This window comes from Pseudomonas lopnurensis (genome assembly GCF_015070855.1).
GTDB lineage: Bacteria > Pseudomonadota > Gammaproteobacteria > Pseudomonadales > Pseudomonadaceae > Stutzerimonas > Stutzerimonas lopnurensis.
Map to the genome: position 1 here is coordinate 66,332 of NZ_JADDIX010000040.1, position 21,557 is coordinate 87,888.

At 62.9% G+C, this 21,557-nt stretch carries 19 protein-coding genes and 1 tRNA gene; 11 read left to right on the plus strand and 9 right to left on the minus strand.

Annotated elements, in window-relative coordinates; all coding sequences use genetic code 11:
* Nucleotides 1-30: 30 nt before the first annotated feature.
* The 4 genes from IN820_RS08560 to IN820_RS08575 all read right to left on the minus strand — a co-directional run bounded on the left by IN820_RS08560 (nt 31) and on the right by IN820_RS08575 (nt 3,432).
* Nucleotides 31-1,032 (minus strand): succinylglutamate desuccinylase, encoded by a 1,002-nt coding sequence (locus IN820_RS08560; protein ID WP_193680569.1) that lies wholly within the window; start codon nt 1,030-1,032, stop codon nt 31-33.
* Nucleotides 1,033-1,044: 12 nt separating this feature from the next.
* The gene (locus tag IN820_RS08565; RefSeq protein WP_193680570.1) at nt 1,045-1,326 is read right to left on the minus strand and encodes a topoisomerase II; all 282 of its coding nucleotides are present in this window, start codon (nt 1,324-1,326) and stop codon (nt 1,045-1,047) included.
* Nucleotides 1,327-1,385: 59 nt separating this feature from the next.
* Nucleotides 1,386-2,606 carry an aspartate aminotransferase family protein gene (locus tag IN820_RS08570; RefSeq protein WP_193680571.1) on the minus strand — a complete coding sequence of 407 codons (1,221 nt, stop codon included), beginning with the start codon at nt 2,604-2,606 and terminating at the stop codon, nt 1,386-1,388.
* 136 nt (nt 2,607-2,742) lie between these two features.
* Entirely contained in the window at nt 2,743-3,432 is a 690-nt protein-coding gene (locus tag IN820_RS08575) for a crotonase/enoyl-CoA hydratase family protein (protein ID WP_193680572.1), read from the minus strand.
* A gap of 198 nt (nt 3,433-3,630) precedes the next feature.
* On the opposite strand from IN820_RS08575, the gene IN820_RS08580 reads away from it, so the two are divergent.
* A tRNA-Ser gene (locus tag IN820_RS08580) sits at nt 3,631-3,720 on the plus strand.
* A gap of 169 nt (nt 3,721-3,889) precedes the next feature.
* Here IN820_RS08580 and IN820_RS08585 read toward each other — a convergent pair.
* A complete protein-coding gene (locus IN820_RS08585; protein ID WP_193680573.1) occupies nt 3,890-4,315 on the minus strand; it encodes a VOC family protein in 426 nt (141 codons plus the stop codon).
* A 146-nt stretch (nt 4,316-4,461) separates the two neighbouring features.
* Between IN820_RS08585 and IN820_RS08590 the strand changes: the two genes are divergently transcribed.
* Nucleotides 4,462-5,346: a LysR substrate-binding domain-containing protein gene (locus IN820_RS08590; RefSeq protein WP_193680574.1), complete on the plus strand. Its 885-nt coding sequence runs from the start codon at nt 4,462-4,464 to the stop codon at nt 5,344-5,346.
* 63 nt (nt 5,347-5,409) lie between these two features.
* Here the strand turns inward: IN820_RS08590 and IN820_RS08595 are convergent, their stop codons facing one another.
* Nucleotides 5,410-5,652, minus strand: coding sequence for a hypothetical protein (locus IN820_RS08595; protein WP_193680575.1), 243 nt, complete (start codon nt 5,650-5,652; stop codon nt 5,410-5,412).
* 346 nt (nt 5,653-5,998) lie between these two features.
* Between IN820_RS08595 and IN820_RS08600 the strand changes: the two genes are divergently transcribed.
* A complete protein-coding gene (locus IN820_RS08600; protein ID WP_193680576.1) occupies nt 5,999-6,370 on the plus strand; it encodes a helix-turn-helix transcriptional regulator in 372 nt (123 codons plus the stop codon).
* Nucleotides 6,371-6,650: 280 nt separating this feature from the next.
* Entirely contained in the window at nt 6,651-7,076 is a 426-nt protein-coding gene (locus tag IN820_RS08605) for a DUF1810 domain-containing protein (RefSeq protein ID WP_193680577.1), read from the plus strand.
* 45 nt (nt 7,077-7,121) lie between these two features.
* On the opposite strand, the gene IN820_RS08610 is transcribed toward IN820_RS08605, so the two are convergent.
* A complete protein-coding gene (locus IN820_RS08610; RefSeq protein WP_193680578.1) occupies nt 7,122-7,637 on the minus strand; it encodes a hypothetical protein in 516 nt (171 codons plus the stop codon).
* 355 nt (nt 7,638-7,992) lie between these two features.
* On the opposite strand from IN820_RS08610, the gene IN820_RS08615 reads away from it, so the two are divergent.
* The 3 genes from IN820_RS08615 (at nt 7,993) to IN820_RS08625 (ending at nt 12,184) form a co-directional block, all read left to right on the plus strand.
* On the plus strand, nt 7,993-8,349 hold the full coding sequence (locus tag IN820_RS08615; protein WP_193680579.1) for a rhodanese-like domain-containing protein: 357 nt from the start codon (nt 7,993-7,995) through the stop codon (nt 8,347-8,349).
* A 142-nt stretch (nt 8,350-8,491) separates the two neighbouring features.
* Nucleotides 8,492-9,625: a mechanosensitive ion channel family protein gene (locus IN820_RS08620; RefSeq protein WP_193680580.1), complete on the plus strand. Its 1,134-nt coding sequence runs from the start codon at nt 8,492-8,494 to the stop codon at nt 9,623-9,625.
* A gap of 111 nt (nt 9,626-9,736) precedes the next feature.
* Nucleotides 9,737-12,184: an acyl-CoA dehydrogenase gene (locus tag IN820_RS08625; protein WP_193680581.1), complete on the plus strand. Its 2,448-nt coding sequence runs from the start codon at nt 9,737-9,739 to the stop codon at nt 12,182-12,184.
* 431 nt (nt 12,185-12,615) lie between these two features.
* Here the strand turns inward: IN820_RS08625 and IN820_RS08630 are convergent, their stop codons facing one another.
* Together IN820_RS08630 and IN820_RS08635 are read right to left on the minus strand one after the other, a co-directional pair.
* A complete protein-coding gene (locus tag IN820_RS08630; protein WP_193680582.1) occupies nt 12,616-14,217 on the minus strand; it encodes an ATP-binding protein in 1,602 nt (533 codons plus the stop codon).
* Nucleotides 14,214-14,936, minus strand: a complete 723-nt coding sequence (locus IN820_RS08635) for a winged helix-turn-helix domain-containing protein (RefSeq protein WP_193680583.1) — start codon at nt 14,934-14,936, stop codon at nt 14,214-14,216. The genes IN820_RS08630 and IN820_RS08635 overlap by 4 nt, the downstream gene beginning before the upstream one ends.
* Before the next feature lie 698 nt (nt 14,937-15,634).
* Between IN820_RS08635 and IN820_RS08640 the strand changes: the two genes are divergently transcribed.
* The 4 genes from IN820_RS08640 (at nt 15,635) to IN820_RS08655 (ending at nt 21,484) form a co-directional block, all read left to right on the plus strand.
* Entirely contained in the window at nt 15,635-18,526 is a 2,892-nt protein-coding gene (locus tag IN820_RS08640; protein WP_193680584.1) for a ribonucleoside-diphosphate reductase subunit alpha, read from the plus strand.
* Between the two features lie 154 nt (nt 18,527-18,680).
* Nucleotides 18,681-19,928 carry a ribonucleotide-diphosphate reductase subunit beta gene (locus IN820_RS08645; protein WP_193680585.1) on the plus strand — a complete coding sequence of 416 codons (1,248 nt, stop codon included), beginning with the start codon at nt 18,681-18,683 and terminating at the stop codon, nt 19,926-19,928.
* Between the two features lie 42 nt (nt 19,929-19,970).
* Nucleotides 19,971-20,744, plus strand: coding sequence for a hypothetical protein (locus IN820_RS08650; protein WP_193680586.1), 774 nt, complete (start codon nt 19,971-19,973; stop codon nt 20,742-20,744).
* A gap of 2 nt (nt 20,745-20,746) precedes the next feature.
* Nucleotides 20,747-21,484, plus strand: coding sequence for a sensor histidine kinase (locus IN820_RS08655; protein ID WP_193680587.1), 738 nt, complete (start codon nt 20,747-20,749; stop codon nt 21,482-21,484).
* The last annotated feature ends 73 nt before the right edge of the window (nt 21,485-21,557 follow it).

Sequence of the window (21,557 nt, forward strand, 5' to 3'; positions counted from 1 at the left end):
GCATCGCGCCATGCCGAAGCCCGTTTGCGCTCAGGAATGCGTGGCCGGCTCGGCCAACGGCACGACGATCAGCCCTGCGCGCTGGCCGACCGCCACTTCGGACATGGGAAAGAGGATGCGCGCCTGCGGCTCCTCGACGACCCAGCGGGTTCCATCGCCCTCCTCGGCCAGCACGCTGCCGAGCAGCAACGGCGCGAAGTTCTCGATGTCGGCCGGCAGGCACAGGCGAAACTGCGGAGTGCGCCTGACGATCTCGCGGGCGACGCGCAGCAATTGCAACGGCGGCGCGGCAGGCGCCGGCAGTTCCCGACCTTCGATCATGGCGGCCAGGGCGCGCTGGAACTGCACCACCGCCAGCGCCAACGCCCCGCCCTGCTCCTCCGCCAGCTCGACGGTGAACGCCTCGGCGCCATGTCGCGTGGCACTCATGGTGCTGAAGGTGCCGGCCGCCTGACGCTGCAGCAGCACGCCTTCGACAGCCGCTGCATGCAGGCGCGCCAGTGCCTGCGGTGTGGTCTGCTCGCCTTCACGCCACGGGCAGATCGCGAACTGCTTCAGTTGCGATGGCCGCATGGCCGAATGCAGGTCGTAGTGCCGGCGCTGCCGCCCAGCCGACTCGAAGAAACCCGCGACCAGCGCTTCCAGCTCCGCGGCACGCAAGGCCTCGTAACCCCAGACCTCGGCATGGGCACCGAGGAACAGGCGATTCAGATCCAGGTCGACCTGCCGCGCCACACGCCGCATCGCCGCCGGATTGGCGAAGACCAGCAGCAGACGCGCACGCGGTAGCACCTCGCCACGGGCGATTGCCCGGATCAGATGATCCAGCACATGGATGGGGACGAGTTCGTTGCCGTGAGCCCCTGCCGAGAGCAACAGGTCGAGGCCCTGGTCCTGGCCGACCGGCGGCGACACCAGCAGTGCGCCCTCGGCCAGCCAGCGCAGCTTCACCCCCTGCGGGGTGAGCTGGATCTTCTCGCAGGGCTCGCGTCCGGCGAGGGTCAGCTCCAGCAGCTTGCCGAGGGAGAGCATGCCGGCGTGCCGTCAGTGATTGCAGTCCGGGCCGTGGACGTGCTCTTCGTCATCGGCCTCGACCGGCTCCATCTCCAGCTGCAGACTGACCAGGTTGGTGGCCAGCGGCCGCAGCACCAGGTTGGCGTACTCGGTGTCGCCATCCTCGACGTCCACGCCGATCATCAGCTGGTCGTTGCCGACCTGCTGAATCCATACTTCGCGGCCCTGCCAGACCACGGCGAAACGGGTGCAGGAAGTTTCCAATTGGGTTCCGTCGACATCTTCCAGAACCAGTTGCAGGCTATCGCTCATTCGAAATGCTCTCGCTAGTAAAGACGCGGGGCGTCAGCGACACCCCGCAGAGGGGTGCTTCAGGCCTGGACCAGGCGGGCGATCGCCCGCTCGAAACGATCCAGGCCTTCGTCGATGTCGACCTCGTCGATCACCAGGCTCGGCGCCAGGCGCACCACGTCCGGGCCGGCCTGCAGCACCATCAGTGCTTCCTTCTCGGCCGCGGCGCAGAAGGCGCCGGCCTTGCCCTTCCAGGCGTCGGTCAGCACGCAGCCGATCAGCAGGCCGCGGCCACGCACCTGGCTGAACACGCCGTAGCGCTCGCCGATCTGCAGCAGCCGGGTTTTGAAGCGCTCGTGCCGCGCCTTGACGCCCTGCAACACCTCGGGCGTGTTGACAATGTCGACCACCGTCTCGGCCACCGCGCAGGCCAGCGGATTGCCACCGTAGGTGGTGCCGTGCGTGCCGACGCTCAGGTGCGCGGCGATCTCGTGGGTGGTCAGCATCGCGCCGATGGGGAAGCCGCCGCCGAGGCTCTTGGCGTTGGTGAGAATGTCCGGCGTCACGCCATAGTGCATGTAGGCGAACAGTTCGCCGGTGCGGCCCAGGCCGGTCTGCACCTCGTCGAAGATCAGCAGCGCGTTGTGCTCGTCGCAGAGCTGGCGCGCACCTTCCAGGTAGGCCTGCTCGCCCGGCAGGATGCCGCTCTCGCCCTGGATCGGTTCCAGCACCACGGCGCAGGTCTTGTCGGAAATCGCCGCCTTCAGCGCTTCGAGATCGTTGTACGGGACATGGCTGATGCCTTCGATCTTCGGTCCGAAGCCATCGGAATACTTCGGCTGCCCGCCCACCGTGACGGTGAACAGCGTGCGACCGTGGAAGCTGTTGAGCGCCGAGATGATCTCGAACTTCTGCGGACCATGGACATCATGGGCGTAACGGCGCGCCAGCTTGAACGCGGCCTCGTTGGCCTCGGCGCCGGAGTTGCAGAAGAACGCGCGGTCGGCGAAGGTCGCCGCCACCAGCTTCCTGGCCAGGCGCAGCGCCGGTTCGTTGGTATAGATGTTGGAGATGTGCCAGAGCTTGCCGGCCTGCTCGGTCAGCGCCGCCACCATCGCCGGATGCGCATGGCCCAGCGCGTTCACCGCGATGCCGCCAGCGAAGTCCACCAGTTCTCGACCGCTCTGATCCCAGACGCGCGAACCCAGGCCGCGCACCGGTACGAAGGCGGCAGGGGCGAAAGTGGGAACAATGACCTGGTCGAAATCGGCGCGTTCTACCGGGGTATGCGGGGCGGACATCGGGACTCTCCTGCGATGCGACACTTGAGGGGAAATGAAAACGCCCCGCCATCGGCGGGGCGTCACCCGCGCAGTGTAAACGCAGGGCCGGGCATAGTGAGCACTCGAGCAGAAATTCTCTTGCGCAGCCGATCGATCAACCGAAGTGCTGCTGGTCGAGTGCGATCGCCTGGTCCAGCGCCTCCAGCAACGCCTTGCGCACCTTCAGCTTGGTGTTCTTGTGCGCCACCATATTGATCTTCTTCAGTTGCTCGGCCGCAGCCCTGGCCATCGCCAGCAGCTCACCGGCCGGGACCACCTTGTCGAGGAAACCGGCGTCCACCGCGCCGTCCGGATCGAACAGCTCGCCATTGATCACCGCTCGATGGAAGGCGGACTTGCGCAGACGGTCACGCGCCAGCTCGATGCCGGCATGGTGCATGGTCATGCCGATCTGCACCTCATTGAGCCCGATATGGAACGGCCCCTCGGTGCCGATGCGGTAATCGGCCGACAGCAGCAGGAAAGCCCCCTTGGCGATGGCATGCCCGGGGCAGGCGACGATGATCGGGAACGGGTGCGCCAGCATCCGGCGCGACAGCCTCGAGCCGGTGGCCACCAGCGCCATGGCGTTCTCGGGGCCCGAGGTCATCACCTTGAGATCGTAGCCACCGGAAAGAATCCCCGGCTGCCCGGTGAGGATCACTACCGCACGGTCCTGTTCGGCGCGATCCAGCGCGGCATTGAACGCCTCGAACACCGCGGGAGACAGCGCATTGACCTTGCCATTGCACAGCGTCAGCGTGGCGATGCCGTCTTCGAGTTGGTAGGAGATCAGCTCACTCATGACGAGATTCCTTGTTTTTGAAGTGAACAGACGTTACCCAGCGCTCTCGTCCAGGTAAAGCGCGATGACTGACCACCCGGTCACCCTTGCAGCGGGCGTTTCAGCTTAAGCGCATGAATAAGCTAAAAAAGTTTTTGCCAAAGGCACTCCGTTCGATTACATTAGCGCGCCTCGACGGACTTGAACCTCCGTCGATCCGGTGAGGTGTCCGAGCGGTTGAAGGAGCACGCCTGGAAAGTGTGTATACGAGAAATCGTATCAAGGGTTCGAATCCCTTCCTCACCGCCAGATTGATTCAAGCGAAGCCCCTGATTTCCCAGCGAAGTCAGGGGCTTTTGCTTTTCCGGCATCCGCGGCTCGACGCACGCCTTCCTTATATACAGCCCGTAGGGTGGGCTTCAGCCCACCACGGCGGTCAGCGTGGACTAAAGCGGATCGCCGCCCGACCCACCGACCGCTATTTGGCGAAGAGTTGGCCGATATCCTTGAAGGCCTTGAACTCCAGGGCATTGCCGCACGGATCGAAGAGGAACATCGTGGCCTGCTCGCCAACCTGGCCCTCGAAGCGGATATAAGGCTCGATCACGAAGCGGGTACCGAGCGACTTCAGACGCTGGGCCAGGGCCTCCCATTGCTCCCATTGCAGAACGACACCGAAATGCGGCACCGGCACATCGTGCCCGTCCACCGGGTTGCTGTGCACGCTTTCCTGCGAAGACGTCTTGGGATGCTCGTGGATGACCAGCTGGTGGCCGTAGAAATTGAAGTCGACCCACTGGGCGCTGGATCGGCCCTCCTCCAGGCCAAACGTCTCGCCGTAGAATTTACGCGCGGCCGGAAGATCGTAGACGGGAATCGCAAGGTGAAAAGGAGAAAGGCTCATCTGGGGCTCCGAAGTCATTACTCATTATGGATGTGGCCGCCGCGCACGCAGGCATCGGCCATCGGCTAGCCACCGCCAATCCTACGGCTCGCCAAAAACCATAAAAATCAATATATTTTTCTCAAACACACAAACAGAATCTATCGATGATCCGCGAACTCAGGACCCTCATAGCCGTTGCGCGCGAAGGTACGTTCGCTGCCGCGGGCGCCAGGATCGGCCTCACTCAGGCGGCGGTCAGCGCGCAGATGCAAAGGCTGGAGGCGGAGCTTGGCTTCGAACTGTTCGACCGCCGGGGCCGCAACGCGCACCTGAATGCAATGGGGCAGCAGACCCTGCTGCAGGCGCAGGAGCTGGTCCGGCTGTACAACAACCTCGGCTCCGCGAGCACGGGACATGCGCCGATGGTACGGGTGAACATCGGTGCGATCGCCTCCATCCAGCGCGCCCTGCTTCCCGATGCACTGGCGCGGTTCCACCGGCAGCGCCCCGGCTGCAGGACGCGGGTACTGCCCGGCCTGTCGATGGAACTGCTCAATCTGGTAGATGCCGGCGAGATCGATATCGCTGCGATCATTCGCCCGCCGTTCGAGCTGCAGAGCGACCTGCGCTGGACCACCCTGGCGCGAGAGCCCTATCGGCTGCTCGTTCCCAAGGCGCTACCGGGGGACGACTGGCGCGAGCTGCTCGCCTCGCAGCCCTTCATCCGCTATGACAGATCGTCCTTCGGTGGCCGCCAGGTAGACCGTTTCCTGCGGCAGATGCACTTCACCCTGGACGAGGTCTGCGAACTGGACGAACTGGAGGCCATCGTCAAGCTGGTAGGAAATGGCCTGGGCGTTGCCCTGGTGCCGGAAACCGCACCTGGCAAGCGCTGGCCGGCCCCGGTGCGGGCCATTGATCTCGATGAGCATACCTTCCACCGCGATGTGGGCCTGGTGCACCGCTCCAGGCAAAGCCTGAGCGAACCGGCCCGGCTTCTGGCGCAACTGATCATCGATCGGGCCCGCAGCCAGCGCCGCGCAGCCTAGCTTACCGACGTCACCGAAGGATCTGGACGATACGAGCCCTTGCGCCGCGCCTGAACCGTACGCTTATTTTTTTCCTGTCCGGGCGTTCATCGCTTCCTGCCGTTTCCTTAGAACGGCCAAAGCAGCCTGTCTTTCCTCCTCCCTGGCGCCGAAGATTCCATCATCCTTCACGATCCTTACCAGTTCGGCATTTTCCTTGGTTTCGTAATTGGAGCGTAGTTCGTCTCGACGAATCCGGCTCCTGTTGAAGCTGGTTTTTGCTTTCGCCAGGTGAATGCAGATGCCTTTGAAAAAACGAGCACTCATGTCGTCACCCCCAACAACATAATTATGGACGCAGCCTTTTGCTTTATTGCTTCTATTACATGAGTCATATGCTTACTTCCAAGCCATGCTACGTTCCAGCCAGCGACGCCTGAACTCGCCCATGGTGTTGTTCCCCATCCCATACGGCTTGGCGCAGTCTATTGGGTTAATGGGCGCAGGAACCTCTTCTGGATTGGCAGCTTCCACCGTCGCCTATGCCGACCATTCGGCAGGCCCAGGCAGAACTATACCGGATATATCTAGTCAAAACATGGCTAGTAGCCATCTTTTGACCTTCATGGGGAGGGGAGTCAGATGCAAGTATCTGATTTTTCGGGGCTTTCCTATGAGTCAGAATGCCACCAAAACCCTCGGCAAACGGATCAAGTCCCTTAGACTGGCCAAGGAATGGACGCAAGCAGACCTCGCCGAGGCTCTAGGCTGCGAGCCCATGACCATCAGCCGCTACGAGCGCGGCAGCTACGCCCCCGGTATCGAAGCCCTGGAAGAGATGGCCCGGGCTCTGGGCTGTTCGATGGAGTCGTTCTTCGTCACCGCTCCGCCGCCAGCGGCATCCTCGCAACCGGAGCCCAGCAGCGAAGAATTGCGGCACAGTCTTTGCGACATGGCCTATCAGACCGATGACATTAACGCCTTGAAGGAAATCGTCGCCTCGGCCAAGAAAATTCTGGCCCGGCATAAAAAACACCTTCCCTAAAGGGTCGCCCGTTCGGCGACACTCTATCGCGATAAACAATTGGCGCGCCCTGAAGCGGAAACGTGGAATAGCGATTTTTCCTGACGGATTACCTCAGGTAGTTCCACCGTTCAAACCCTGCGATATCCATTTTGCCATCACGTACCAACACTGCAGCCTTGGTGTTGCTTTCCAATAAAATTCTTCTGGAGGAACCATGCTGCCGGAACAGTGGTTATTGCTATAACTGTCACGGCATCGACCCGGTGCACCCCGGCAGCTGCCCAGCTCGGATAATCCCATGAATGATCCGCATGATCTGCAACGCTTCGTCGAGGCTCAGCGCTCGACCTACGAGCAGTGCCTTGAAGAACTACGGAATGGTCGCAAGCATACCCACTGGATGTGGTTCGTATTTCCCCAGTTGAGCGGCCTTGGGCATAGCGCCATGGCGCGCCGCTACGCCATTTCAGGCCGGAGCGAGGCGCTTGCCTATCTGCAGCATCCGCTTCTCGGCCCACGCCTCGAGGCCTGTACCCAGGCGATGCTGGACCATCGCGGGGAAAGCGCACGCCGCATTCTCGGAACCCCGGACGATCTTAAATTTCGTTCCTGCATGACGCTGTTCGCTCGAGTCGCGCCAGAACCGGCACTCTTCAACGAAGCGCTGCAGGCATTCTTCGACGGACAACCGGACCCGGCGAGCCTTGCGCGTCTGGACAACTGACGCCGCGGGCGCGGGCAACCTCGCACACCCGCGGCCCCACTTCGCTCAGGGCTGCCCAGCCGCTCCCCCCGTAGGACCACCGGTCGCCGCGCCGCCGTCAGGAGATGCCGCTGCGCCGTTACCGTTGTTTGTTCCGATTCCACCCGGCGAGGCACCGCTGCCGGGGCTGACGTTTCCATTGGCACCACCCGGGACGGTCGGTGCCGGAGCCGTTGTTCCCGGCACCGGGCTGACGCCGGGGCCGTTGGTCGGCTGCCTGGTACCTTCCGGGGTATCGGGCAAAGGAGCGCCCGCCGGCGGGTTGGCGTTACCGGGCGCACTGGGGCGCCGATTGATCGCGTCGCTCTGCACCCCACCCCGGTTGATATCGGTGGCATCGCCCCGCGGCGCACCCGGTTCGCGAATGCGGTTGATATCCCGGCCTGTCTGCTGGCGATTCTCCTCCATATCGGCGCCCATCCGGTCACGCTCCTGTTGCAGGGTCATGTCCTCTTCCTGCGCCAGCGCGCCGACCGACAAGGCTGAAAGCAGCAGAAAAAGCGGTAGCTTGTGCTTGTTCATGGGCCATCTCCGAATGTTATTCACCCAATGAAGACAACCGAATGGGCTCGGCAGCTCCATTGTGGCGGCAGCAATCTGGTGTAGAACTTGCTTGGTTCGTTAGCGGCGGGCGAGTGCCTGGCGCATCTCGTTTCCGAGCCATGGCTGCAGAAGATCGAGCCGGCGTACCGCCCCGCCCGTTCGATCACGTGACAAATCCACGGCGAACAAGAAAAAGGCCACGTCATGTTCAAGCAGAAGAAGTTCCGGCAGGCCACATTGATCGTCATCGCCACCGCGCTGATCCTGATCCTGCCCAACCTGTCCCGTATATTCAGTTGAGCGCCGCGTCCCGGCGCCGCTGCGAGGATCCCCCATGCGCATGCCCATCCTCATCGCACTGCTCGCCTCGAGTTTCGGCGCCACGGCAGGCGATATCGACCGGAGCGCGGCACTGCAAGCGCTGCAGCAAGCGGACACCGTGCTGATCGACGTGCGGACCGCGCAAGAGTTCGCGGAAGGAGCCCTGCCGGGCGCCAAGCGCATCGAGACCGAGCAGCTCCGACAACACATCGGCAACCTCGCCCCCGACAAGAACACCCCGATAGTGCTCTATTGCCGTAGCGGTCGGCGCTCGTCCGCGGCCCAGGATGTCCTGCAGGCGCTCGGCTACCGCCAGGTCGTCAACGCCGGCGGCTATGCGCAGCTCAGCTCGGCGCTGCGCCAGAACTGACCGTGCGGCGCGTCATCATTGCTCGCTTCAGGCGTGCCAGGCCTTCCCCAACGCCTCCGTTTCGGGAACTTCTGAGCGGTGCGGACCACTGAAAAGCGTGGTCTCCACCGATTCAGACACCCCTGCCGGAGGATTCGAATAGATGAACTGGGACGCCCTGCTCGACGAAACACTCTGGATCAACATAGCGATAGTGGTGGGCATCACCCTCGTCAGCTATCTGGTCCTGCGCGCCATTCTGGGCATCGTCACAAGGCGTCTGAGCAAGCTCGCCACGCACTCCAAGACCCACTTTCTCGGTATCGCCGCCGAACTGCTCGCACGCACCAGCCACCTGCTGATCCTGGCCTTCTCGCTGCTCATCGCCCTCAAGACGGTGGAGCTGCCGGCGCGCTGGGAATCCACCATGTCCCATGGCTGGTTCATCGCCCTGGCATTCCAGCTCGCGCTGTGGATGGACACCGGCGTACGCCTGTGGATGGAAAGCCTGAACCGCGACGGCAAGGCGCGCAATCCGGTCACCACCACCATCATCGGCATCATGATCCGCATCGTCGTCTGGACCATGATGCTGCTGTCGATCCTCGCCAACCTGGGCGTGGACATCACCGCCATGGTCGCCAGCCTCGGTGTCGGCGGTATCGCCATCGCGCTGGCCGTGCAGACGCTGCTCAGCGACGTATTCGCCTCGCTCTCGATCGGCGTCGACAAGCCCTTCGAGATCGGTGACTTCGTGGTATTCGGCGAAGTCGCCGGCACCATCGAGCACATCGGCCTGAAGACCACGCGCATTCGCGCCCTCAGCGGCGAGCAGGTGGTCGTCGCCAACGCCGACCTGCTGCGGCAGATCGTGCACAACTACAAGCGCATGGCGACCCGGCGGATCGTCTTCAAGTTCGGCATCGCCTACCACACCCCGACCGAGAAGGTGAAAGCCGTCGCGGCGCTGGTGAAGCGGATCATCGAGGGTATCGAGATCGCCAGGTTCGACCGCGCGCACTTCCTCGCCTTCGACGACAGCCAGCTGACCTTCGAGGTCGTCTACATCATGCAGGTCTCGGACTACAACCAGTACATGGACACCCAGCAGGAGATCAACCTGGCCCTGCTCGAAGGCGTCCGCGAGCTGGACGTGCAGTTCGCCTTCCCGGTCCGCCGCGTGGAATTCATCGGCGGCAGCTTCCCGGAAGTCACCGTGGCCGGATTGCCCCAGGAGACCCCCGACCAGGGTGCATCGCCCCCCCAGCCGCCTCGTGATGCCCAACCGACGGCATGAGCCGCCCCGTTGCGAAGGGCCCCCGGCGGCGGCAACGGGTCGCTCCGTCGCTCCGGCGGCCAGGGCCTATGCTGAAGGGGTAAGACATCGGCCCCACAAGGAAAAACCCAAATGACGCTGCTCTGGTTGCTGGTTCTGCTGCTCGGCATCGCACTGATCGCTCATCTGCGCGTCCCGCCGATTCCCGCGCTGGCCATCGTCGCCGCCTACCTGATCCTCATGACCGCCACCGAAGAAACGCCCGGCTGGCTGATGCTCGTGCTCTGGCTCGTGCTGATCGCGGTCGCCGTGCCGCTATTGGCCGACGATCTTCGCCGCAAGTATTTCAGCGGCCCGATGTTCGACTGGTTCAAGAAGGTACTGCCGCCGATTTCCGCCACCGAGCGCGACGCCATCGAGGCCGGCAGCGTCTGGTGGGACGGCGAACTGTTCAGCGGCCGGCCGCGCTGGGACACCCTGCTCGGCTACCCGCCGGCGCGACTGACCGACGAGGAGCAGGCCTTTCTCGACGGCCCGACCGAAACGCTCTGCGCCATGGTCGACGAGTGGGACATCGCGCAGCGCATGGACCTGCCGCCGGCCGCCTGGGACTACATCAAGGCCGAGGGCTTCTTCGCCCTGATCATTCCCAAGGAATACGGCGGCAAGGGCTTCTCGGCCTACGCCCATTCGCAGATCGTGATGAAGCTGGCCACCCGCAGCGGCGACCTGGCCAGTACCGTGATGGTGCCCAACTCGCTCGGCCCGGCGGAGTTGCTGCTGCACTACGGCACCGACGAACAGCGCAGCCACTACCTGCCGCGCCTGGCCGATGGGACGGACATCCCCTGCTTCGCCCTCACCGGCCCCTACGCCGGCTCCGATGCTGGCGCGATGAACGACAGCGGCGTGATCTGCAAGGGCCCGTGGCAGGGCGAGGACGTGCTCGGCCTGCGCCTGAACTGGGAAAAGCGCTACATCACCCTCGGCCCGGTCGCCACCCTGCTGGGTGTCGCCTTCAAGACCTACGATCCGCAGCACCTGCTCGGCGACGAGGAAGAACTCGGCATCAGCCTGGCGCTGATCCCCACCGACACCGCCGGCGTCGCCATCGGCCGTCGCCACCTGCCGCTGGGCGCGGCGTTCATGAACGGGCCGAACTGGGGCAAGGACGTCTTCGTCCCGCTGGAGGCCATCATCGGCGGCCGTGAGATGATCGGCAAAGGCTGGATGATGCTGATGAACTGCCTCTCGGTCGGCCGCTCCATCTCGCTGCCGGCCACCGGCACCAGCGTGGCCAAGGTCTGCAGCTACGCCTGCGGCCGCTATGCGCAGATCCGCGAACAGTTCAACGTGCCGCTGGCCGCCTTCGAAGGCATCCAGGAGCCGCTGGCGCGCATCGGCGGCAATGCCTGGCTGATGGATGCGGCGCGTACGCTCACGGCCAAGGCGGTCGACCTGGGCGAGAAACCTTCGGTGCTTTCGGCCATCCTCAAGTACCACCTCACCGAACGCGGCCGCGCCTGCGTCACCGACGCCATGGATATCCACGGCGGCAAGGGCATCATCATGGGGCCGAACAACTACCTGGGCCGCCTGTGGGCGTCGGCGCCGATCTCCATCACCGTGGAAGGCGCCAACATCCTCTCGCGCAACCTGATGATCTTCGGCCAGGGCGCGATCCGCTGCCATCCGTTCGTGCTGCGGGAAATGGAACTGGTCCATGAGCCCGATAGTGAAGCGGCCGTGGCGAAGTTCGACAGCCTGCTGATGCAGCACCTCGGCTTCGCCGTCGGCAACACCGCGAGCACCCTGCTGCTGGGCCTGAGCTTCGGCTGGATGGGCAGGGTGCCGGGCACCGCCCTCACCCGCCCCTACTTCCGCGCGCTGAACCGCATCGCCGCGGCCTTCGCCATGCTCGCCGACCTGTCGATGATGCTGCTGGGTGGCGAACTCAAGCGCCGCGAACGCCTGTCCGCGCGCCTGGGCGACGTGCTCAGCCACCTGTATCTCGCCTCCGCGGCACTCAAGCGGTTCCATGACCTCGGCCAGCCCGCCGAGCAGGAACCGCTGCTGCGCTGGGCCCTGGAAGATTGCCTGGCCAGAGCGGAAGAAGCGCTGAAGAACGTGCTCGCCAACTTCCCCAATCGTGCCCTGGGCTGTGTGCTGCACGCGCTGGTATTCCCCTTCGGTGCCCGCCACCAGGGACCGTCCGACCAGCTGGATGCCGAAGTCGCGGCCCTGCTCGGCCGTCCCGAAGGCGATCCGGCGCTGGAATGCATTCTCGACGGCATGTACCGCCCGCAGGACCCGCAACAGCCGCTCGGCGCACTGAAACATGCCTTCGAGGTGCTGGCCGCCAGCCAGGACGCCGCGAAGAAGCTGGGCAAGGCGCTGAAAGCGGGCACCATCGGGCCGCAGGCCGGCGGCCACCCGATCGCTGCGGCGCTGGCCGCCGGGATCATCGACGAAGCCGAGGCGCAACGCTTGCAGACAGCCGAAGAGGCGCGCCGCAAGGTCATCGACGTGGACGACTTCGCCAAGGAGGAACTGGAGCCGCAGGACGGGAAGATACGTTGAAGCCGCAGATCACCGGGGTGATGACCGCTGCATGCGCCGCATTCCGGACATCGCGCCCATGGTGAACTGAATGGCGTGCAGGTTGGGTTGAGGCGCCCGGCGCCGAAGCCCAACTCACACGAACGTATCGCCTGGCACCACCCTCGTTGGGCTTCGCTACGCTCAACCCAACCTACAGAGCCGAAACCCGGGCGTAGGTTGGGTTGAGGCGCCCGGCGCCGAAGCCCAACTCACACGAACGTATCGCCTGGCACCACCCTCGTTGGGCTTCGCTACGCTCAACCCAACCTACAGAGCCGAAACCCGGGCGTAGGTTGGGTTGAGCCTGCGAAGCCCAACAAACGAATAGGCAGGCCAATATCCGGGCCAACCCAAACTCATCCGAACCCGAAGCACCAAGCCCGACTCAACCACAACCACCGACGCCTCGCTCAATCCGGCCGGCGTCGCGGCCAGACCAGGCTGAACCGGGCGCCGCCCAGCCGGCTGTGCGCCAGTTGCGAGCGGCCGCCGTGCCAGTAGATGATGCGCCGCACGATGGACAAACCGAGCCCGTGCCCGCCCGAAGCGCGGGTGCGGCTGTCGTCCAGGCGCAGGAAGGGCGTGAAGACTCGCTCCCAATCTTCCTCCGGCACGCCGGGACCGTCGTCGTCCACGTCCAGGCGCACCCGCTGCGCCTCGATGGCGAAGCTGACGCGTACCCGGGTCTCGGCGTGGCGCAGGGCATTGCTGATCAGGTTGCTCAGGGCTCGGCGCAGGTACTGCGGCTCCGCCTCGGCCCAGCAGCTTCCGTCCTCAGCCACGGCGCAGTCGCCGCGCGCCACGTCGATATCCGGTCGCAGCGGCGCCAACTCGCCGATCACCTGATCGACCAGCGCCCGCAGATCGACCCGCTGGAAGGTCAGGGTCGGCGAGCCGCGCTCGAGGCGGGAATACACCAGCATCTCGTCGACCAGTGCATCGAGGTCGTCGATGTCGCCATCCATCCCCTCCAGGTACTTGCGACGCGCCTCGTCGCTTTGTGCCTCGGCGGTCATTTCCAGGCCGAAGCGCAGGCGCGCCACCGGCGTGCGCAGCTCATGGGCCACCGCGCTGACCATCTCGCGCTGCACCGCCAGCAGGCGTTGCAGATGCTTGGCCATGCCATTGAATGCCGCCGCCAATCGGCCGACCGAATCGGTGCCGGCATCCGGCACGCGGGTTTCCAGGTTGCCGGCGGTGATGCGCGTGGCCGCACCTTCCAGCTCGCTCAGCCGCTGTTCCAACTGGCGCACCAGCAGGTAGACCGTCAGGCCGATCAGCGACAGGCCGAGCACGCCGATCAGCACCAGCAACTGCGGCGGATAGGGATTGAGCGGGTACAGCGGACCCAACTGCATGATCCAGCCGGTGCCGGCGATGGCGGCGAACACGCGAATGGCTTCGCCGCCCCTGTCCAGCGCCATCACCGTGTCGCCCTCGTCGAGGCGGCGGCGCTGGTCGTCATCGAGGTTGGCGCTGTCGCGCGTCAGCAGTGCCAGGTCGAAACCGAAGCCACGCGCCCGCTTCAGCTCGGCCAGGCGCCGCGGCTGCTCGGCCTCGGGATAGCGGATCAGTTCGTCGATCAGCAGGTAGATGGTGGCGCGCGCCAACTGCTCGCTGACCTGCTCCACCTCGCCGGTGAGCACCAGCCGATCGCTGCCGCTGACCAGACTGAACACCGTGGTGCTGCGCGGGCGGAGCTGCTCGACCAGCACCTGCCCGCGCAGCAGGCGCGCCTCCAGGCGGCTGTCCAGGCTGACATCGTCCAGCGTACGTACCCGCAACGGAATCCCCAGCAGCCGCCCCCACAGATTCGCCGCCTGGCGCCGCTCGATGGGCGTCATGCTGCTCATGTTGTGCGCCATCAGGCGAAAGGTGCCGCCGGCCAGGCGCTCGCGATGGGCGTCCGCACGCACTTCGTTGAGCAGTTGCAGGCCGCCGGCACCGAGCAGCGCCACCAGTACCAGCACCGCCAGCACGCCGCCATAGATGCGCAGGAAGATGGAATTCATTGCAGCGCTTGGGCCGCCTCGGAGACGAACAGATAGCCCTTGCCGCGCACCGTCTTGATCAGCCGCGGGTGATCCGGATCGTCGCCGATCTTCGGCCTGATTCGCGAAATGCGCACGTCGATGGAGCGATCCTGGCCGTCGTACTCGATGCCGCGCAGTTGGCCGAAGATTTCCTCGCGCGAGAGGATGCGCCCGGGATTGGAAGTCAGCAGCCAGAGCAGATCGAACTCCGCGCCGGTCAGCTCGATCTGCTGGCCGCGCAACCAGGCCTCACGCAGCGCGCTGTCGACCAACAGCGGGCCGAACTGCAGGCGCTTGACACTGGCAGGCGGCGCCTCGGTGCCCTCGCGGCGGCGCAGCAGGGCACGGATACGCGCCAGCAGCAGGCGCGGCCGTACCGGCTTGCAGACATAATCGTCGGCGCCGGTCTCCAGCCCCAGCACCTGATCCAGGTCGTCGGCACGGGCGGTGAGCATGAGGATCGGCCCCTCATAGCGGTCGCGTACCCGACGGCAGATCGACAGGCCATCCTCGCCGGGCAGCATCAGGTCGAGCACGACCAGATCCGGGCGCTCCTCGATGATGCGTTCGGCGGCACGGGCACCGTCGGCCTCGATGGACACCTCGAAACCGCCGCTGGCCTGCAGGTATTCCTGGGTCAGCTCGGCCAGACGCCGATCATCCTCGACGATGAGAATCCGCCACGCTTCCTGTTCCATCCCCTGCCCTCTCGTCATCCATCAGGCCACCAGCCAAACGGCGACCATTGTACCCAAGGCCGAACGTCGGACGAGGCGGAAAAATCGTAGTGAACAAACACAACATATAGTGTCGCGCCGCGTCGGAGGAAGATCTCCCGGCGGCGCGTATTTCGTCGGTTTCGGGCAAGCGCCGACGCCACGCGGGCTGCACCCGCACCGGACCATTTCACCCACAAAGCACACACATGTTATCCACAGCTTATCCCTGAAACGCGCCTTGCATTGGCGCCGGGCCAGCATTATCTTGTCGCCCCTCTGCGACCTACCCCTAGATGTTGGGGTGGAAGACGCACTGCGACACAACCACGGAAACAGTAGAGGCCGAGCGTGCAGCCCCCTCTCCTCCACTCGGAACACTCTTTAGCAGCCTCGAGTCAAGCCCTGAATGCAGTGCCCTGACGGTAGGCGAGTGACGTCACGCCCGGAACAAGCCGCTGTGCTCAAATCCAACAAGAAACACAACATCTTGTGTTGACAGCGTTTCCAGTCTGACTATTCTTCCGGGACATCGACTCCGCCGTAGCAAGGCGGGTCATCCCTTTTTTGCGACACCTCATGCGCCGGCACGCCGGGGCATGGTTCATGCGGCAAGAACGCCCGGGCCAAAGCCCGGCACACAGAACGAATACCGCGACCAGAGAGAATCCGGAGCCCCCATGCAAAACCAATCCACTCGCGAGAACCCGCTTTCAGCCGATATCCCGGATCTGGCGGCCACCGCCCCGGGCCAGCTGCGCGTGATCAAGCGCAACGGTACCGTCGTGCCCTACACCGACGACAAGATCACCGTAGCCATCACCAAGGCCTTTCTCGCGGTGGAAGGTGGCAACGCGGCCATGTCCTCGCGCATCCACGACACCGTCGCGCGCCTGACCGAACAGGTCTCCGCCACCTTCAAGCGCCGCATGCCTTCGGGCGGCACCATCCACATCGAGGAAATCCAGGACCAAGTCGAACTGGCCCTGATGCGCGCCGGCGAGCAGAAAGTCGCCCGTGACTACGTGATCTACCGCGAGGCCCGCGCCAACGAGCGCAAGAGCGCCAGCGCCGCCGGCGGCGAGATCGCCCAGCCGCACCCGAGTATCCGCGTCACCCGTGCCGACGGTAGCCAGCAGCCATTGGACATGGGCCGCCTGCAGACCATCATCACCGAGGCCTGCGAAGGCCTGGCCGAGGTCGACGGCGCGCTGATCGAGCGCGAAACCCTGAAGAACCTCTACGACGGCGTGGCCGAGAAGGACGTCAACACCGCCCTGGTGATGACCGCCCGCACCCTGGTCGAGCGCGAGCCGAACTACAGCCAGGTCACCGCGCGCCTGCTGATGGACACCCTGCGCGCCGAAGCCCTGGGCTTCCTCGAGGTTGCCGAGTCCGCCACCCATCACGAGATGGCCGACCTCTATGCCCGCGCCCTGCCGGCCTACATCGAGAAAGGCGTCGAGTTCGAACTGCTCGATTCCAAGCTCAAGGGCTACGACCTGGCCAAGCTGGGTGCGGCGCTCGATCACGAGCGTGACCAGCAGTTCACCTACCTGGGCCTGCAGACCCTCTACGACCGCTACTTCATCCACAAGGACAACGTCCGCTTCGAACTGCCGCAGATCTTCTTCATGCGCGTGGCCATGGGCCTGGCCATCGAGGAAGAGCAGAAGGAAGCGCGCGCCATCGAGTTCTACAACCTGCTGTCGTCCTTCGACTACATGGCCTCGACGCCGACCCTGTTCAACGCCGGCACCCTGCGTCCGCAGCTGTCGTCCTGCTACCTGACCACCGTGCCGGACGACCTGGGCGGCATCTACGACGCCATCCGCGATAACGCCCTGCTCTCCAAGTTCGCAGGCGGCCTGGGCAACGACTGGACCCCGGTGCGCGCACTGGGCGCCTACATCAAGGGCACCAACGGCAAGAGCCAGGGCGTCGTGCCGTTCCTGAAAGTGGTCAACGACACCGCCGTGGCGGTCAACCAGGGCGGCAAGCGCAAGGGCGCGGTCTGCGCCTACCTGGAAACCTGGCACCTGGACATCGAGGAATTCCTCGAACTGCGCAAGAACACCGGTGACGACCGTCGCCGTACCCACGACATGAACACCGCGAACTGGATTCCGGACCTGTTCATGAAGCGCGTCTTCGACGACGGCCCCTGGACCCTGTTCTCCCCGTCCGACGTCCCCGACCTGCACGACCTCACCGGCCGCGCCTTCGAGGAGCGTTACGAGTACTACGAGGAGCTGACCAAGTACGGCAAGCTCAAGCTGTTCAAGACCCTGCCGGCCAAGGACCTGTGGCGCAAGATGCTCTCGATGCTGTTCGAGACCGGCCACCCGTGGCTGACCTTCAAGGACCCGTGCAACCTGCGCAGCCCGCAGCAGCACGTCGGCGTGGTGCACAGTTCCAACCTCTGCACCGAGATCACCCTGAACACCAACAAGGACGAGATCGCCGTCTGCAACCTGGGCTCGATCAACCTGGTCAACCACATCAAGGACGGCAAGCTCGACGCCGCCAAGCTGGAGCGCACCGTGCGCACCGCTGTACGCATGCTCGATAACGTCATCGACATCAACTACTACAGCGTGCCGCAGGCGCAGAACGCCAACTTCAAACACCGCCCGGTGGGCCTGGGCATCATGGGCTTCCAGGACGCGCTGTACCTGCAGCACATCGCCTACGGTTCCGATGCCGCCATCGACTTCGCCGACAAGTCCATGGAAGCCATCAGCTACTTCGCCATCCAGGCCTCCTGTGACCTGGCCGACGAGCGTGGCGCCTACTCCAGCTTCGACGGCTCGCTGTGGTCCCAGGGCATCCTGCCGCTGGACTCCCAGCAGATCCTCATCGAAGCCCGTGGCCAGAAGTACATCGACGTCGACCTGAGCGAATCCCTGGACTGGGCGCCGGTGCGCGAGCGCGTCAAGAAAGGCATCCGCAACTCCAACATCATGGCCATCGCGCCGACCGCGACCATCTCCAACATCGTGGGCGTGTCGCAGTCCATCGAGCCGACGTACCAGAACCTGTACGTCAAATCGAACCTGTCCGGCGAGTTCACCGTGATCAACCCCTACCTGGTCCACGACCTCAAGGCCCGCGGCCTGTGGGACCCGGTCATGGTCAACGACCTCAAGTACTACGACGGCTCCGTACAGCAGATCGAGCGCATCCCGCAGGATCTGAAAGACATGTACGCCACCGCCTTCGAAGTGGAAACCCGCTGGATCGTCGAAGCCGCCAGCCGCCGGCAGAAGTGGATCGACCAGGCCCAGTCGCTGAACCTCTACATCGCCGGCGCCTCGGGCAAGAAGCTCGACGTGACCTACCGCATGGCGTGGTTCCGTGGCCTGAAGACCACCTACTACCTCCGTGCCCTGGCCGCGACCAGCACCGAGAAGTCCACCATCAACACCGGCAAGCTCAACGCTGTTTCCAGCGGTGGCAACGAAAGCAAACAGGCCGCCCCGGCCGCCGCCGAACCGGCCCACGAGCCGAAGCCGGCACCGGTGCCACTGGCATGCAGTATCGACAACCCCGACTGCGAAGCCTGCCAATAAAGCAGCGACAAGCTGCAAGCCACAAGCGGCAACCTGTCCGCCGTGAGCCGAACGTGCATACCCAGGGTCGGGCTGGCTGACAGCCCGACTCGCCACCGAACCACTTGCAGCTTGAAGCCTGAAGCTTGAAGCTGCTCCTGAAAGGAGCCCTAGTATGCTGAGCTGGGACGAATTCGACGAAGAAGAAACCACCACCGCCGCGCCGGCCGCCGCTGCCGCGCAGCCGGCGAGCCAGACCGCCGCCAAGCTGGACAACGAAGCCGCCGGCTCCGTGGAAGAAGCCCGCGCCGTTGCCGCCGACGACTCCGATGCCATCGCCCGCGCCAAACGCGCGCTGGACGACCTGGACATCCAGGAAGGCCTCAACGAACTGGAAGGCGAATCGGCCCGCGTGCGCGTCGACGAAAAGCGCATGATCAACGCCCGCGCCGACCTCAACCAGCTCGTACCCTTCAAGTACGACTGGGCCTGGCAGAAGTATCTGGATGGTTGCGCCAACCACTGGATGCCGCAGGAAGTGAACATGAACGCCGACATTGCCCTGTGGAAGAGCAAGGACGGCCTCAGCGAAGACGAGCGCCGCATCGTCAAGCGCAACCTCGGCTTCTTCTCCACCGCCGACAGCCTGGTCGCCAACAACCTCGTGCTGGCCACCTACCGCCTGATCACCAACCCCGAGTGCCGCCAGTACATCCTGCGCCAGGCCTTCGAAGAGGCGATCCACACCCACGCCTACCAGTACTGCATCGAATCGCTGGGCATGGACGAAGGCGAAATCTTCAACATGTACCACGAGATCCCGAGCGTCGCGAAAAAGGCCAGCTGGGGCCTCAAGTACACCCGCTCCATCTCCGACCCGACCTTCCAGACCGGCACCCCGGAGACCGACAAGCAGTTCCTGCGCAACCTCATCGCCTACTACTGCGTACTCGAAGGCATCTTCTTCTACTGCGGCTTCACCCAGATCCTCTCCATGGGCCGCCGCAACAAGATGACCGGCACCGCCGAGCAGTTCCAGTACATCCTGCGCGACGAGTCCATGCACCTGAACTTCGGCATCGACATGATCAACCAGATCAAGATCGAGAACCCGCACCTGTGGGACGCCGACATGAAGGACGAAGCGACCCAGATGATCCTCCAGGGCACCCAGCTGGAAATCGAATATGCCCGCGACACCATGCCCCGTGGCGTCCTCGGCATGAACGCCGCCATGATGGAGGACTACCTCAAGTTCATCGCCAACCGCCGTCTGACGCAGATTGGTCTGAAGGAAGAGTATCCGGGCACTACCAACCCGTTCCCGTGGATGAGCGAGATCATGGATCTGAAGAAGGAGAAGAATTTCTTCGAGACGCGGGTGATTGAGTATCAGACGGGTGGGGCTTTGAGTTGGGATTGAGTTTCACAGGCGGCGAAAGCCGCCTTCTTTCAAGGACGAAATATGCTTAACCGAACTATCCATTTTTTCTGCAGGATCTACGCCAGAATAAAAGCGAAGAGCGTATACCCGGATAAAATTGAAATGGATTTTTCGGCGCTCTTGAGCGCCGCACCATCCCTGAAAATTGCGGTAATTGACAATGAAGAATTTATTTTCATCCCAGCGCTAGAGGCGAAGGGTCACCGCGTAACTCAATACACCAGTTACACCAAGCCAATAAAAAGCCCTAAGCAGCGCCTCACACCGCACGACCTTTCCAAGTACGACATAATCCTCTGTGACATCCACGATATAGGAACAGAGCTATACGGCAACTCCGAGGGAATAAGCGTTATCACTGATCTTCGTGAAAAACACCCTCTGCACGTTATCGCCGCATACACTGGAGATCCAGGCGCAATCGTTCGCAACCTCAAAAAGACAACCGCGGTAGACAAGATATTCAGTAGAGACTGGGAGGTAGAGGACTTTCTTCTGAATTTCCAAGATCTGTCCGATATTTTTTATCGACCAAAACAAAGATGGAGGTTCCTGCAAAAGCGAATGGAACATCTCGACGTAAGCGAGAGCAAACTCACGACGCTGAGAGAGGCTTTTGTAGAAAACATTCTCGTGAGCCAGATTCTTCGAGAGAAATTCAGGCTATCAACATCCCAGATCTATAACCTGATCTCGAAAACTGATAACAGACTGGATATCGGCATGTTGTCAAATTACGGCATCACAGCCGTAAAAATGGGTTCCGTCCTGAGCCCATTCATCGATGGAGCGTAGCAATGAACACCATGGACATGGCGCAATTCCTTGAGCGATATCGTTCTCTATCTCGAAATATTCAAAACGAACTTCAAAATGCAGCCAAACTAGTAGAGCGCCTGGGCGCCAACACACAGGACAGTGAAAAGGCAAATCAGCGCATACGTGAAAGCATAGAGAGCATTTCAACTCACTGGCAGGACTTCAACGGCTGGGTATTGATCAGCACACTAGAGGATCTAGAAGAGGCGAAAACAAATTGCGCCCTAGGGATCATCGAGGTTGAATCTAAGATAAAGCGAGCCAAAATAAAATTCAGCAAAGAGGTTTCTCAGAAGTCCGTCACAATTGACATAAGCCAAGCTTCATCAAAAAAGATTGATACCTACATCGCCTACTTTGAGCAGCTTTTAGACCTAGTGATCGGAAACGCAATAAAGTACTCCCCACCGTCCTCCACCATAGAGATCGCAAGCGCAATCAAAGATCGCGGGATAGCCATATCTGTGTCCTCTATAGGCCCAATGGTACATCAAGGCGAAGAGATCCGCCTTGGAGAGAAAGGTTTTAGATCAGAGACAGCTAGAAAGATAGCTGTAACCGGCCAAGGCTACGGCCTATTCAATGCCAGAAGAATATGCCAACTTCTTAGCGGATCCATAACCTTTCGACCATCGTTTAAAAGCATTTTTTCGGTACAGAAGATTCCTTATTCCAACTTTGAAGTTTTAATATACCTTCCTGACGAACCTAGCTAATCTATTAACCTAGCGAGTAGCCTGGAAGCGACGCGTGGAAAAGGCTTCGCCGTTTTCCACCCTACATGCGGAT